11 protein-coding genes are annotated in these 12,731 nt (G+C 66.1%); 6 read left to right on the top strand and 5 right to left on the bottom strand.

The genetic code is table 11. From position 1 onward, the window contains the following. The first annotated feature begins 66 nt into the window (after nt 1–66). Nucleotides 67–795, top strand: a complete 729-nt coding sequence (gene bamJ, locus BMY12_RS18690; RefSeq protein WP_093289420.1) for a BamJ family beta-barrel-assembly machinery protein — start codon at nt 67–69, stop codon at nt 793–795. Between the two features lie 100 nt (nt 796–895). Next, nucleotides 896–1,315 carry a GFA family protein gene (locus BMY12_RS18685; RefSeq protein WP_093289418.1) on the top strand — a complete coding sequence of 140 codons (420 nt, stop codon included), beginning with the start codon at nt 896–898 and terminating at the stop codon, nt 1,313–1,315. Nucleotides 1,316–1,318: 3 nt separating this feature from the next. Here BMY12_RS18685 and BMY12_RS18680 read toward each other — a convergent pair whose 3' ends face one another. Together BMY12_RS18680 and BMY12_RS18675 are read right to left on the bottom strand one after the other, a co-directional pair. Further along, on the bottom strand, nt 1,319–1,795 hold the full coding sequence (locus BMY12_RS18680) for a GNAT family N-acetyltransferase (RefSeq protein WP_245732625.1): 477 nt from the start codon (nt 1,793–1,795) through the stop codon (nt 1,319–1,321). Next, nucleotides 1,792–3,261 (bottom strand): RimK family ATP-grasp domain-containing protein, encoded by a 1,470-nt coding sequence (locus BMY12_RS18675; protein ID WP_093289417.1) that lies wholly within the window; start codon nt 3,259–3,261, stop codon nt 1,792–1,794. Before BMY12_RS18675 ends, BMY12_RS18680 begins: the two co-directional genes overlap by 4 nt. A 147-nt stretch (nt 3,262–3,408) precedes the next feature. Between BMY12_RS18675 and BMY12_RS18670 the strand changes: the two genes are divergently transcribed. Then, complete coding sequence (locus tag BMY12_RS18670) at nt 3,409–4,533, top strand: SPOR domain-containing protein (protein ID WP_143069009.1); 1,125 nt, start codon at nt 3,409–3,411, stop codon at nt 4,531–4,533. A 7-nt stretch (nt 4,534–4,540) separates the two neighbouring features. On the opposite strand, the gene BMY12_RS18665 is transcribed toward BMY12_RS18670, so the two are convergent. The 3 genes from BMY12_RS18665 to typA form a co-directional block, all read right to left on the bottom strand. Next, complete coding sequence (locus BMY12_RS18665; RefSeq protein ID WP_093289414.1) at nt 4,541–5,608, bottom strand: NADH:flavin oxidoreductase/NADH oxidase; 1,068 nt, start codon at nt 5,606–5,608, stop codon at nt 4,541–4,543. Nucleotides 5,609–5,625: 17 nt separating this feature from the next. Then, nucleotides 5,626–6,240, bottom strand: coding sequence for a LysE/ArgO family amino acid transporter (locus BMY12_RS18660; RefSeq protein ID WP_093289413.1), 615 nt, complete (start codon nt 6,238–6,240; stop codon nt 5,626–5,628). Nucleotides 6,241–6,608: 368 nt separating this feature from the next. After that, nucleotides 6,609–8,444, bottom strand: a complete 1,836-nt coding sequence (typA, locus tag BMY12_RS18655) for a translational GTPase TypA (protein ID WP_093289411.1) — start codon at nt 8,442–8,444, stop codon at nt 6,609–6,611. A 239-nt stretch (nt 8,445–8,683) separates the two neighbouring features. Here typA and BMY12_RS18650 point away from each other — a divergent pair, with 239 nt between their 5' ends. The 3 genes from BMY12_RS18650 to BMY12_RS18640 all read left to right on the top strand — a co-directional run bounded on the left by BMY12_RS18650 (nt 8,684) and on the right by BMY12_RS18640 (nt 12,328). Then, nucleotides 8,684–10,687, top strand: coding sequence for an amino acid permease (locus BMY12_RS18650; RefSeq protein WP_093289410.1), 2,004 nt, complete (start codon nt 8,684–8,686; stop codon nt 10,685–10,687). A gap of 43 nt (nt 10,688–10,730) precedes the next feature. Beyond that, on the top strand, nt 10,731–11,597 hold the full coding sequence (locus tag BMY12_RS18645) for a pirin family protein (RefSeq protein WP_093289408.1): 867 nt from the start codon (nt 10,731–10,733) through the stop codon (nt 11,595–11,597). Between the two features lie 167 nt (nt 11,598–11,764). Next, nucleotides 11,765–12,328 (top strand): hypothetical protein, encoded by a 564-nt coding sequence (locus BMY12_RS18640; RefSeq protein ID WP_093289406.1) that lies wholly within the window; start codon nt 11,765–11,767, stop codon nt 12,326–12,328. The last annotated feature ends 403 nt before the right edge of the window (nt 12,329–12,731 follow it).

Here is a 12,731-nt window from a genome sequence, read left to right as displayed (position 1 = left end):
TAATCCGCCCCGACCGGGGGCCGCACGCCCCCTTTATTGCATCTGCAGATTTCACCGGAAACCCCAATGAACAAATCGTTTCGCGCTCTGCTTGTCACGCTCGCGGCCGCCGCCCTGATCAGCGCCTGCGCCACGAAGGAAGACAAGGCCGCCGCCGGCGCGGCGACCGGTCTGGAGACCGACGCGCAGAAGTTCGGCTATGCCATCGGCATCGACCTGGGCAAGTCCCTGCAGCCGGTGAAGGAAGACGTGGATCTCGCCGCCCTGAAGGCCGGCCTGGATGACGCCGCCGCCGGCGCCACGCCCAAGCTGGACGATCAGGCCCGCGAGCAGATCAAGACCACGGTCGCACGCAAGATGCAGGAGCGTCAGCTCAAGCAGCGCGAGGAGCAGGCTGTGAAGAACAAGGAAGAGGGCGAGAAGTTCCTGGCCGAGAACGGCAAGCGCGAGGGCGTGAAGACCACTGCCTCGGGCCTGCAGTACGAAGTGCTCACCGAAGGCAAGGGCGATCACCCCAAGGCTTCCGACAACGTCACCGTCAACTACAAGGGCACGCTGATCAACGGCGAAACCTTCGACAGCTCCTATGATCGCGGCCAGCCGGTGACCTTCCCGCTGGGCAATGTCATTCCGGGCTGGACCGAGGGCGTGCAGCTGATGACGCCGGGCTCCAAGTACAAGCTCTACATTCCCTCCGCCCTGGCCTACGGCGAGCGCGGCGCCGGCGTGAAGATCGGCCCCAACCAGACGCTGATTTTCGAAGTCGAGCTGATCTCGGTGGAAAAAGCCAAGTAAGCGCGCTTCGCTGTGCAGACAAACGCCGCCTCCGGGCGGCGTTTTTTATTGCCGCCGGACTCGCCTACCATGGCGCATCCTCATCAGCCGGGAAGCAAACATGCGCCAGCGTAGCGGCCGTTGTCTGTGCGGGGCGGTGCAATACCAGATCGATCAGGAGCCGCTGGCGGTGCGCGTGTGCTGGTGCCGCGACTGTCAGCGCCTGGCCGCCAACGGCACGGTGAACATGGCGGTGGCGGATGCCGGGCTGCACATCCGCGGCACGCTCAGCGAACATCTGGCCACGGCCGAAAGCGGCAACCAGATGCGCCGGCGCTTCTGTCCGGCCTGCGGCTCGCAGCTGTTCTCGAATTCTTCGGGCCGGCCGGGTTTTACCGTGGTGCGCGTGGGCACGCTGGATGATCCTTCCTCGGTCAAGCCGACGATGAACATCTGGGCGCGCAGCGCACCGTCCTGGGCCTGCCTGGACCCGGCGCTGGAGCGCGTCGAGCAGCAGCCGGCGCCGCCGCCGGCACGCTAGGGCTCAACGCAAGGCCTTGCTCAGGCGCAGGCCGTCGGCGCCGTCGTCGTAATAACCGCGCAGCAGCGCGCTCTGCGTGTAGCCCAGATTCGCATACAGCCCGCGCGCGGCGGCATTGTCTTCACGCACTTCCAGTGCGATGCGTTCGCAGCCGCTGGCGCGCGCCTCGCGCTCGGCGGCGCGCACCAGACGCTGCGCCAGGCCCTGCCCGCGCGCCGCCGGACTCACCACCACCGAATAGATGCGCGCCACCTTCGAGTTGCGCCGCGTGAGCAGAATCAGCGCCGCGATGATCACCTGCGCCTGCACCACCCAGACCCGCGCAGCGGGGCTGCGCAGCAGATGGCGCACGCTGCGCAGGGACATGCGATCCGAAGGAAAATGCCGCTCCAGATCGAGAATGCCCAGGGCATCGGCAGGCCGCGCCGCCCGCAGCCGCAAGGTGCGTCTCAGGGGCTGCGCCTCACGCGCGCGACTCACCGCGACTGCTCGCGCGTGCGCTGCTCCAGCCGGCGCGCGAAGTAGGCCATGATCTTCTGGTACAGCGTGTCCTTGAGCACCAGGTCTTCGACGCCGAAATCGACATTGGGGTTGTCGTTGACCTCGATGACCTTCACCAGCTTGCCGAACTGTTTCAGGTCCACACCGTACAGGCCCTCGCCCACCGCGCGCGCGGCCTGCACCGCGACATTGAGCACCTGCGCCGGCACGTCCTTCACGTCCAGGGTTTCGTGCGAGCCTTCCAGCACCGCGCCATTGCCGCCGCGCTTGACCACCTGCCAGTGATCCTTGGCCATGTAGTAGCGGCAGGCATACAGCGGCTGGCCATCGAGCACGCCCACGCGCCAGTCGTACTCGGTGGGCTCGTAGGACTGCGCGATGATCAGATCCGAACGTTCCAGCATCTCGGTGGCGGCGCGCTTGAGCTCGGTCTCGCTGTCCACCTTGATCACGCCCTTGGAGAACTGCGAGTCCGGCTGCTTGAGCACGCAGGGGAAACCCAGCTCGCGCGCCGCCTGCTTCACATTGCGTGAATGCAGCAGCAGGGTCTTGGGCTGGGGAATGCGATGCCGCTCCATCAGCTGCGCGAGGAACACCTTGTTGGCGGCGCGCAGGATCGACAGCGGATCGTCCACCACCACCAGACCCTCACGCGCGGCGCGGCGCGCGAAGCGGTAGGTGTGATGATTCACCGCCGTGGTCTCGCGGATGAACAGGGCGTCGAACTCGGCGACATGGCCGTAGTCGGACTTGTCGAGAAACTCGACGTCGAAGCCCAGGTCCTCGGCAGCCTTTTCGAAGGCCTTCAGGGCGCGGGCATTGGACGGCGGTTCCTTCTCGTCCTCGTTGATCAGAATCGCCAGGTCGTAGCGCGCCGAGTCGCGGCGCGTGCGCGGCGTACGCTTGCGCGCGAAGTAGTCGCGCGCCGCCTCGTAGAGAAATTCCAGATGCGAGCCCGGCACCTCGCCCAGGGCGATGGGCCCCAGCGTTTCCACGCGCCACTCATCGCCCCGGTACACGAAGCGCGCCTGCAGCAGCGGCGCGGGAAACAGATTGAACAGCGCCCGCGCCAGACGCTCGTGGCGCTTGGCCAGCGATTCACCGAAGTAGACGTTGAGCAGGTATTCCGAAGAGCCGATGGGCGAGAGCGAGCGCTGAATCAGCTCCTCGATCTCGTCGTTCAGGAAGCGCGGCGACTCGGCCAGCTTCAGGTCCTGGATGGTGGTGATTTCCGGCAGCGGCTTGTGGCCGCGCGCACCGGCCAGCAGCGACACGTAATAGCCGGTGGTCTGATAGCCGAAGGAGCGGCACAGGTTGTAGACCCGCAGCTTGCGGGCACGCGTGTGCAGCTCGTGCGTGAGGTAATCCCAGGCGGTGACGACCTCGATGCCGGGAATCAGCACCGGCCAGTCATTGCGGTCATCAACGACGACGATGCCGCTCATCGCGTGGCGGCACGGCTCGCGCCGGCCAGCTGGGGGTCTTCGGGCATGAGAAAAACGCAGGGGAAATTCGCGGGCGCCATGCTAGCAGAGCGCGCGAGCGCGGCGCAGTGCTAACCTCCCGCTTTCGTGCAAAACGGAGCTTGGCGCATGCGGCGGATGGTGGCGGGCCTTTCCCTGGCGATGGCAGGCGTGACAGCTGCGGCCGCCGAACCTGCCGCGATCCTCAGCGTGCAACGCAGTGAAGGCAATGTGCTGGCGGTGAGCGCGCAGCAGATCGCGCTGCCGCTGTCCGAGCACAGCCCCATCCCGGTGAAGACCCTGCTGCGCAACGATCTCGAAGGCCGGCTCGCGCTGGTGGTCAACGGCGGCGGGCATCTGGTGCTGGGCGGCGACAGCGAGCTGCTGGTGCAGGATCTGCAGCCCGGCGAAGCGCCGGCGCGCTCGGCGCTGCTGCGCCTGCAGCTCAAGAGCGGCGCGCTGCTGGTGGACGCGCGCAAGCTGGAACAGGCCGCGCCGGCGGATGTGCGCCTGCAGCTGCCGCTGCTGTCGATGCGCATCTACGGCGGCAATGCCTGGCTGCAGTCGGGCCCGGACGGCGACGAGGTCTGCGCGCTGGCCGGCGCCGTGGAAGTGGACACGCCCAGCGGCCATGACCGCCTGGACCGTCCCGGCGAATGCCTGCGCTGGTACGAGCAAGGCGGCGAGCACCTGGGCCCCGGCCGTCGCCAGGGTCTGGCGCTGGATACGCTGCGCACCAGTTTCAGCGACGACCGCGAAGCACAGTACGCGGCGCGTCAGGCGCTGACCCAGCCCGGCACCACCGCCAGGAGCACACCGCCCGCAGTGGCGACGACGCCCCCTGTCGTGCCGCCGCCCATACCTGCCGCACCGGCCCCGGCGCCGGTGGCTCCTGCGGCGGCGCCCGTCACGCCGCAGCCAGCCCCGGCTCCAGCCAGCGAAGAAACCATTGCCAGCCCGGCGCCCGCCGCACCTGCGGCGCTCACGCCGGCGCCGGCCCCACCGCAGGCGGCGACGCCGACGCGCTGGTCCCTGGTGCTGGGCAGCTTCAACGACAAGGCGCTGGCACAACAGGCCCTGACGCGCTGGCGCGCGCGCGGCTTCAAGCTGCGCCTGCTGCAGGCCCCGGGCGTGAATCAGGTCTATTACCGCGTGCTGGCCGGGGAATATCCGAGCCGCGCCGCCGCCGACGAGGCGCTGCGGCGGCTGCAGCGCAAGGCCGAGTTCAAGAACGCCTGGGTGCTCGGCGCTTGAAGCGCGCTCACCAGCTGCGCTGATACTGCGGCGGCACCTCGATCTTCACGCCCAGCGCCGCGGCGGCGCGACGCGGCCAGTAGGGGTCACGCAGCATCTCGCGCGCCAGCATCACCAGATCGGCCTGCCCGCTGCGGATGATGTGATCGGCCTGCTCGGGCGCGGTGATCATGCCCACCGCGCTGGTGGCGATGCCGCTGCGCCGGCGGATCTCGGCGGCAAACGGCGTCTGGAAGCCCGGCCCCACCGGAATCGGCGTGCGCGCCAGCGTGCCGCCGCTGGAGACGTCGATCAGGTCCACGCCGCTGCCGCGCAGCGCCTCGGCCAGCGCGCAGCTCTGTTCCAGATCCCAGCCCTGCAGCCCCTCCGGCGCCCAGTCGGTGGCGGAGATGCGCAGCAGCAGCGGCAGACGCTCCGGCCAGACCGCGCGCAGCGCCGCGACGATGCGCAGCACGAGGCGGATGCGGTTTTCAAAGCTGCCGCCGTACGCATCCTCGCGCTGGTTGGACAGCGGCGAGAGAAACTCATGCAGCAGATAACCATGCGCAGCGTGCAGCTCGATCAGCTCGAAACCCGCATCCAGCGCACGTTTGGCGGCGGCGGCGAAGTCGGCCACCAGCGCATCGATCTGGCTCAGGCTCAGCGCCTGCGGCACGCGGCTGTGCTCGTCGAAGGCCAGCGCCGAGGGCGCGCACACCGGCCAGCCACCCTGCTCGTCCGGCACATTGCGACCGCCGTTCCAGGGCGCGGCGATGCTGGCCTTGCGCCCGGCATGCGCGAGCTGGATGGCCGGCACCGCACCGTTCTCGCGGATGAACTGCGCAATCGGCGCCCAGGCCTGCGCCTGCGCCTCGTTCCACAAACCGGTGTCGGCGGGCGAGATGCGCCCGGACGGCTGCACCGCGCTGGCCTCGGCCATCACCAGCCCGGCGCCGCCCACGGCGCGGCTGCCCAGATGCACCAGATGCCACTGGTTCGGCTCGCCGTCCTGCGCCGAGTACTGGCACATGGGCGAAACGGCGATGCGGTTGCGCAGGGTGAGGTCGCGCAGCTTCAGAGGCGTGAACAGGCTCATGAGGGTTTCCGGAAAATTCAGGCGCCGCGCAGCAGCGACAGCGCAATCGCAAACATGGTGAGGGCGATCAGCATATCAAGCGCCCGCCAGGTGGCCGGCTTGCGGAACAGCGGCGCCAGATAGGCCGCGCCAAAGCCCAGGCCATAGAACCACAGCGCCGAGACGCTGGCCGCGCCCAGCGCAAAGGCCGCGCGCGGCTCGGCGGGATAGCGTCCCGCGAGGCCGCCGACCAGCAGCACGGTGTCCAGATACACATGCGGATTGAGCCAGGTGAGCGCCAGCACCGTGAGCAGGGCCTGCCTGCGACTGAGACCACCGCCGCTCTGCGCCTCCAGCGCGCCGGGCCGCAGCGCGGCGCGCGCGCTGCGCAGGCCGTAGACGATCAGAAACGCAGCGCCGATGTAACGCACCGCCGTGACCAGGCGTGGCAGCGACTGCACCAGACTGCCGAAGCCGGCGCAGCCCAGGGCGATGAGCAGGGCATCGGAGACGAAACACAGCGTGGCGATCAGCAGCACATGCTCGCGGCGCAGGCCCTGGCGCAGCACGAAGGCGTTCTGTGCGCCGATGGCGACGATCAGGCCACCGGAGAGTGCGAAGCCTTGCAGGTAAGCGGAGAGCAGCGGGGGCATGGATTTTCGTATCGTCGTCGCTGCTTGCCGCCTTGCCGCTGCGTCGCGCTCAGGTGCCGCGTGCAGCGAGTGATTGAGACGCCCCCTCTCCCGCAAGGGGAGAAGGGCTCTGGCCTTGCGTCAGCATCGCACCTTTCATTGCGGAGCAAGCCGGCTCCCCTCTCCCCGTGCGGGAGAGGGGCCGGGGGAGAGGGGGAAACAAGCCCTCAACCCAAACGCAGCTCAGTCACCCTTGTCCGCGCGCTTGCGCTCATGGTGAGCCGGAGCCAGACGAACTGCCTTGAATGGCAGTTCGTCCCGGCGAACGCCCGGCCAAGGATGGCCGGGCAGGCGAGGCTCACCGCAGACGGTCCCGCCATGGACGGCCTTCAGTCACCCTTGTCTGCACGCTTGCGCTCGTGTTCCTTCAGGAACTTCTTGCGCACGCGGATCGACTGCGGGGTCAGTTCCACCAGCTCGTCGTCGTTGATGAATTCCAGGGCCTGCTCCAGCGAGAACTTCACCGGCGGCGTCAGGATCACGTTTTCATCCGAGCCCGAGGCGCGCATGTTGGTGAGCTTCTTCTCGCGCAGCACATTGACCACGAGGTCGTTGTCGCGCGAGTGGATGCCGACGATCTGGCCTTCGTACACCTCGTCGCCCGGCGAGGAGATCATCTTGCCGCGCTCCTGCAGGTTGAACAGCGCGTACGCCGGCACCTTGCCCTGATCGTTGGAGATCATCACGCCGTTGTGGCGCTGGCCGATGTCGGTGGATTCGGTCTTGGGGCCGAAATGGTCGAAGTTATGGAACAGCAGGCCGGTGCCCGAGGTCATGGTCATGAACTGGGTCTGGAAGCCGATCAGGCCGCGCGAGGGCACGATGTATTCCAGACGCACGCGACCCTTGCCGTCCGGGACCATGTTCTGCATCTTGCCGCCGCGTTCGGCCAGGCCCTGGATGGTGCCGCCCTGGTGCTGCTCTTCCACGTCGGCGACCAGCGATTCGTAAGGCTCCAGGATTTCACCATCGACTTCCTTGGTGATGACCTGCGGACGCGCCACCGCCACTTCAAAACCTTCGCGGCGCATGTTTTCCAGCAGGATGCCCAGGTGCAGCAGGCCGCGACCGGAGACGCGGAACTGGTCGGGCGACTCGCCCGGCTCCACGCGCAGCGCCACATTCGTGCGCAGCTCGCGCTGCAGACGATCGCCGATCTGGCGCGAGGTCACGAACTTGCCTTCCTTGCCGGCGAACGGTGACTTGTTCACCTCGAAGATCATGCTCATGGTCGGTTCGTCGACCTGCAGCGTGGGCAGCTGCTCCGGCGCCTTCGGATCGCAGATGGTTTCCGAGATGCCGAGTTCTTCGATGCCGGTGATGGCGATGATGTCGCCGGCCTGCGCTTCGGGCACTTCCACCTTGTCCAGGCCCATGAAGCCCAGCACCTGCAGCACGCGGCCCTGACGCACGGCGCCGTCGCGGTTGACCACCGCCACCGGGGTGTTGGTCCTGATCTTGCCGCGCTTCACGCGGCCGGTGCCGATGATGCCGACGTAGGTCGAGTGCGCCAGCGAGGTGATCTGCATCTGGAACGGACCGTCGGTATCGACATTGGGCGCCGGCACCTTGTCGACGATGGTCTCGAACAGCGGCGTCATGTCCCCTTCGCGGGTGTCGGCCGAATGGCCGGCATAGCCGTTGAGGCCCGAGGCGTAGATGAAGGGGAAGTCCAGCTGCTCATCGGTGGCGCCGAGGCGGTCGAAGAGTTCGAAGACCTGATCCACCACCCAGTCCGGGCGCGCGCCGGGGCGGTCGATCTTGTTGAGCACGACGATGGGCTTCAGGCCCATGTTGAAGGCTTTCTGCGTGACGAAGCGGGTCTGCGGCATGGGGCCGTCCACCGAGTCCACCAGCAGCAGCACGGAATCGACCATCGACAGCACGCGCTCCACCTCGCCGCCGAAGTCGGCGTGTCCCGGGGTGTCGACGATGTTGATGCGGTACTCGATGTCGGTACGCTTGTCGGTCCAGCGGATCGCGGTGTTCTTGGCCAGGATGGTGATGCCGCGCTCACGCTCCAGGTCATTGGAGTCCATGATGCGCTCGCCGAGCTGCTCACGGGCATCCAGGGTATGCGACTGGCGCAGCAGCTTGTCTACCAGCGTGGTCTTGCCGTGGTCGACGTGCGCGATGATGGCGATGTTGCGAAGATTCTGAATCACAAGAAATACCGATCAAGAAAACCAAAATTGAAAGTCCCGGCCATGGACGGCCGGATCTTGTACAGGAGGTACCGACATCTTGCACTGGACGTGCAAAAGCGCGTGATTGTACGCGCCCGCCGATGACCGCGATAGGGCAAAAAACCGCCAGCCCCCGCCCGGCCACCCGCCGGACTAGTGCGCGGCGGTGGGTGAAGGGCCTAGAATCGGAGCCTTCACGTTCTATTCATATACCGCGCATGAGCGCCGCACAGAGTTTTTGGCGCCTGATTCTCGGCAAGAAGCTGGACCCTTTCGATCCCAAGACCCGCCAGCACATCGTGCTGGTGGCCTTCCTGGCCTGGATCGGCCTGGGTGCGGACGGCCTGTCCTCCTCCTGCTACGGCCCCGAGGAGGCGTTCCTGGCCCTGGGGGAATACCGCCACATCGCCCTGTTCCTGGCGGTGGCCACGGCGCTGACGGTGTTCATCATTTCGCTCGCCTACAACCAGGTGATCGAGCTGTTCCCCTCCGGCGGCGGCGGTTACAAGGCCGCCACCCAGCTGATCGGCCCGCGCGCCGGCCTGATCTCGGGGTCGGCGCTGATCGTGGACTATGTGCTGACCATCGCCATCTCGGTGGCCAGCGGCATGGACGCGCTGTTCAGCCTGCTGTCCAGCGAGGCGCTCAGCTACAAGCTCATCACCGAAATCGGGGTGATCATCCTGCTGATCGTGCTGAATCTGCGCGGCATGAAGGAATCGATCATGGTGCTGGCACCGATCTTCCTCGGCTTCTTCCTCACCCATGTCTTTCTCATCGTCTACGGCATCCAGTTCCACTCCGAGGGCCTGCTGACCCTGGCCGACGACACCTGGGCGGAGACGGCCCGGCTTTCGCAGGAGTCCGGCTGGATGTTCACCGTGGCGCTGTTCCTGCGTGCCTACTCGGTGGGCGCCGGTACTTACACCGGCATCGAGGCGGTCTCCAACAACATCAATATGCTGGCCGAACCGCGCGTGCGCACCGGGCACTGGACCATGGCCTACATGGCCCTGTCCCTGGCCTTCACCGCCGGCGGCATCATCCTGCTCTACCTGCTCTGGAACGCGCAGCACACGCCGGGGCAGACGCTCAATGCGGTGACCTTCCGCGCAATTCTGGAAAGCCTGCCCTGGTCGGCCGAGAGCGCCGGCACCGCGCTGTGGGTGGTGCTGCTGCTGGAAGCGGGCCTGCTGCTGGTGGCGGCCAACACCGGCTTTCTCGGCGGACCGTCGGTGCTGGCGGCGATGGCGGCGGATCGCTGGGTGCCGCGCCAGTTCCGCCAGCTGTCCAGCCGCATGGTCACCCAGAACGGCGTGCTGGTGATGGGCCTCGCCGCGCTGGCGGTGCTGCTGCTCACGCGCGGTCAGGTCGGTGTGCTGGTGGTGCTGTACTCGATCAACGTCTTCCTCACTTTTTCACTGTCGCTGTTCGGCCTCACCGGCCACTGGTGGGAACAGCGCCGCTTCCGCCTGGACTGGAAGCTGAAATTCTTCGTCGCCCTGGTCGGCTTCGTGGTCTGCGTGTCGATCCTGATGGTGATCCTGTTCGAGAAATTCATGCTCGGCGGCTGGGTGACGGTGCTGATCACCAGCGGCGTGGCCGGCATCTGCCTGTTGATTCACCGTCACTACGAAGGCGTGCACCGGCAGATGCAGCGCGTCGATCAGGTCTACGCGGTCAAGCCCGACTGGGACGAGGAACTCAAGGCCCTGCCCGCGCGTCCTGAACTGGAAACCGCCGTGCTGCTGGTCGGCAACAGCCGCGGCGCCGGCATGCAGGCCCTGCGCTGGGTGCTGGACAACTTCCCCGGCCGCTTCGGCAATTTCGCCTTCGTGTCCGTGGGCGAGGTGGACAAGGAAGCCTTCAACAGCGAGCGCACGCTCAAGAGCCTGCGCGCGCGCATCGAAAACTCGCTCAACTACTTCACCAGCTTCTGCGCCAGCCGCGGCCTGGCCACCAAGACCTATCAGGGTTACGGCGGCGACCCCCTGGGCGAGCTGATGGCCCTGCTGCCGCAGGTGTTCGTGGACTTCCCCAAGTGCACGGTGTTCGCCAGCAAGCTGGTGTTCGGCCACGAGACCCTGGCCACGCGCTGGCTGCACAACCAGATGCCGCTGGCCGTGCAGCAGAAGCTGGCCGCCGAAGGGCGCAGCATGATCGTGGTGCCGCTGCACGTGCCGGAACTGCCGCCGCCACCGCCGCGGCCGAGCATTCGCTAAAGCCACGGATTAAGCTCGGGGCAGCCTTCCAAATGGTGCCCTCATGAGCCGCATTCTCGATGTCCTGCAGGGCCGCCCGCGTGATCTGGGCGGCTTCACCGTGCGCCGCGTACTGCCCATCGGCCACCGACTCAATGTCGGTCCCTTCATCTTCTTCGACCACATGGGACCGCTGCGCCTGCCGCCGGGCCAGGGCCTGGACGTGCGCCCGCATCCGCACATCGGGCTTGCCACCGTCACCTATCTGTTCCAGGGCCGTTTTGAACATCGCGACTCGCTGGGCACGGTGCAGACCATTTCACCGGGCGATGTGAACTGGATGACTGCCGGCGCCGGCATCGTCCATTCCGAGCGCAGCCCGCAAGACGACCGCGCCAGCGGCGCCGCGCTGCACGGCATCCAGTCCTGGGTGGCGCTGCCGCGCGAGTTGGAAGAATGCGCGCCTGCGTTTGCACATCACCCCGCCGCCAGCCTGCCGCGTCGTGAACAGGACGGCACGAAGCTCTGCGTGATTGCCGGCGAGGCCTACGGCCTGCGTTCCCCCGTGGCGGTGGCCACGCCCACGCTCTATGTGGAAGTACAGCTCACCGCCGGCGCCACACTGGCGCTGCCCGAGGAACACGCCGAGCGCGCGCTGTATGTGGTGGACGGCGAAGTGCAGATCGAAGACCAGCGTTTCAGCGAAGGCGCGCTGCCGGTATTCGCGCCCGGCGTGGTAAGCGTGCAGGCGCTGCGCGACACACATCTGATGCTGCTGGGCGGCGCGCCACTGGATGCGCCCCGCAAGATCTGGTGGAACCTCGTCTCCAGCCGGCCCGAACGGATTGAACAAGCCAAGGACGATTGGAAAGCGCAGCGTTTTGCGAGGGTGCCGGGGGAGACGGAGTTCATTCCGTTGCCGGAGAACTGAGTCGCGACGTCTCACGCAAAACGTAGAGAGGGTTAGGCCGCAGGCCGTAACCCTCCTTGAGGGTGCATCGCGGCGGGTTACGCGGCGATGCCGCTAACCCGCCCTATGGACTGCCAGCCAGATTATTGGGCAGCCTTTTGTCATCTATTTTTAGTTAGTCATCACACATGAGCATGCTATGCGTCAGCACTGAACTCTCAAGCTCGGAATGGGCGTCGTGGGTTCAGGCCATCGGCACAATCCTGGCCGTTATTGCCGCAGCTTGCATCGCCGCCTGGCAATCCTCAATGCAGCACATGAGCGCCCTCGCCCTTCAAAAGGAGGAGCGGCGCGCAAGGCGTGTTGAACTGGCGAAGACGTTTTTGGCTCTCTGCACAAACTGCGCAAAGGCAGCGAGGCACTTCACTGAGCAGATGCACGATCGGGAGGCGGTGTTCAAGATCGCAACGCGCGAAACGTACTTCGACTTTAGTGAACTGCAGGCGCTCCAAAATGCAACAAGTAACATCCCGCTGCACGAACTACCGCATTCCCTCGTTAGCCTTGCCATGGTGCTCGGCGCCACCGTACGGCAGTACGCCCAGTTAGTGGATATGGCTGTGGCGCGTCATCGCTCCATGAACGCAGATGAGTTCGCGCATCTGTTCACGACGTTGCGCGAAATAACTGCAAGCCTGGAGGCCACACGAGACGATGTCAACGCTCTCAAGAAGGCCGACGGTGATGCCTAACTCGGCGTCGCAGCCGATGCTTAGCATTCGTGCTTGGCATCGGCTGAACTTAGTCGTTGAACCTAAGGGAGGGCCATTATCATGAAGAAACCGCTTGCTGCATTTGTCGCAATCTTAGGGTTTACCAGCTCTACTGCTTACGCCAGTTGCCAGTGCGTCTGTATGAGCGGCGAGGTTCAAGCCGTGTGCAGCAGCACGCTGGACATTGAGCCAATTTGTTCGTCACGGATTTGCCCCATAACACCACCATCGGTTGAGCCCATACAGCAGCCGCGGGTGCCGCCAGTCGGTACATCCAATTGTGTTCAGCGCCAGGTCTATAACGAATACACCCACAGGTATGAGTGGAAAGAGGTTTGCTATTAGGCCCAACAACTCGCTGCAGTGCGGCGGCACCACCTCG

This window comes from Solimonas aquatica, assembly GCF_900111015.1.
GTDB lineage: Bacteria > Pseudomonadota > Gammaproteobacteria > Nevskiales > Nevskiaceae > Solimonas > Solimonas aquatica.
The sequence above is the reverse complement of the archived record's forward strand: the minus strand, read 5'-3'. Positions and strand labels throughout refer to the sequence as shown.

Coding starts and splice junctions, on each gene's coding strand:
- bamJ (WP_093289420.1), top strand. CDS start 67: ATGAACAAATCGTTTCGCGCTCTGCTTGTCACGCTCGCGGCCGCCGCC.
- BMY12_RS18685 (WP_093289418.1), top strand. CDS start 896: ATGCGCCAGCGTAGCGGCCGTTGTCTGTGCGGGGCGGTGCAATACCAG.
- BMY12_RS18675 (WP_093289417.1), bottom strand. CDS start 3,261: ATGAGCGGCATCGTCGTCGTTGATGACCGCAATGACTGGCCGGTGCTG.
- BMY12_RS18670 (WP_143069009.1), top strand. CDS start 3,409: ATGCGGCGGATGGTGGCGGGCCTTTCCCTGGCGATGGCAGGCGTGACA.
- BMY12_RS18665 (WP_093289414.1), bottom strand. CDS start 5,608: ATGAGCCTGTTCACGCCTCTGAAGCTGCGCGACCTCACCCTGCGCAAC.
- BMY12_RS18660 (WP_093289413.1), bottom strand. CDS start 6,240: ATGCCCCCGCTGCTCTCCGCTTACCTGCAAGGCTTCGCACTCTCCGGT.
- BMY12_RS18650 (WP_093289410.1), top strand. CDS start 8,684: ATGAGCGCCGCACAGAGTTTTTGGCGCCTGATTCTCGGCAAGAAGCTG.
- BMY12_RS18645 (WP_093289408.1), top strand. CDS start 10,731: ATGAGCCGCATTCTCGATGTCCTGCAGGGCCGCCCGCGTGATCTGGGC.
- BMY12_RS18640 (WP_093289406.1), top strand. CDS start 11,765: ATGAGCATGCTATGCGTCAGCACTGAACTCTCAAGCTCGGAATGGGCG.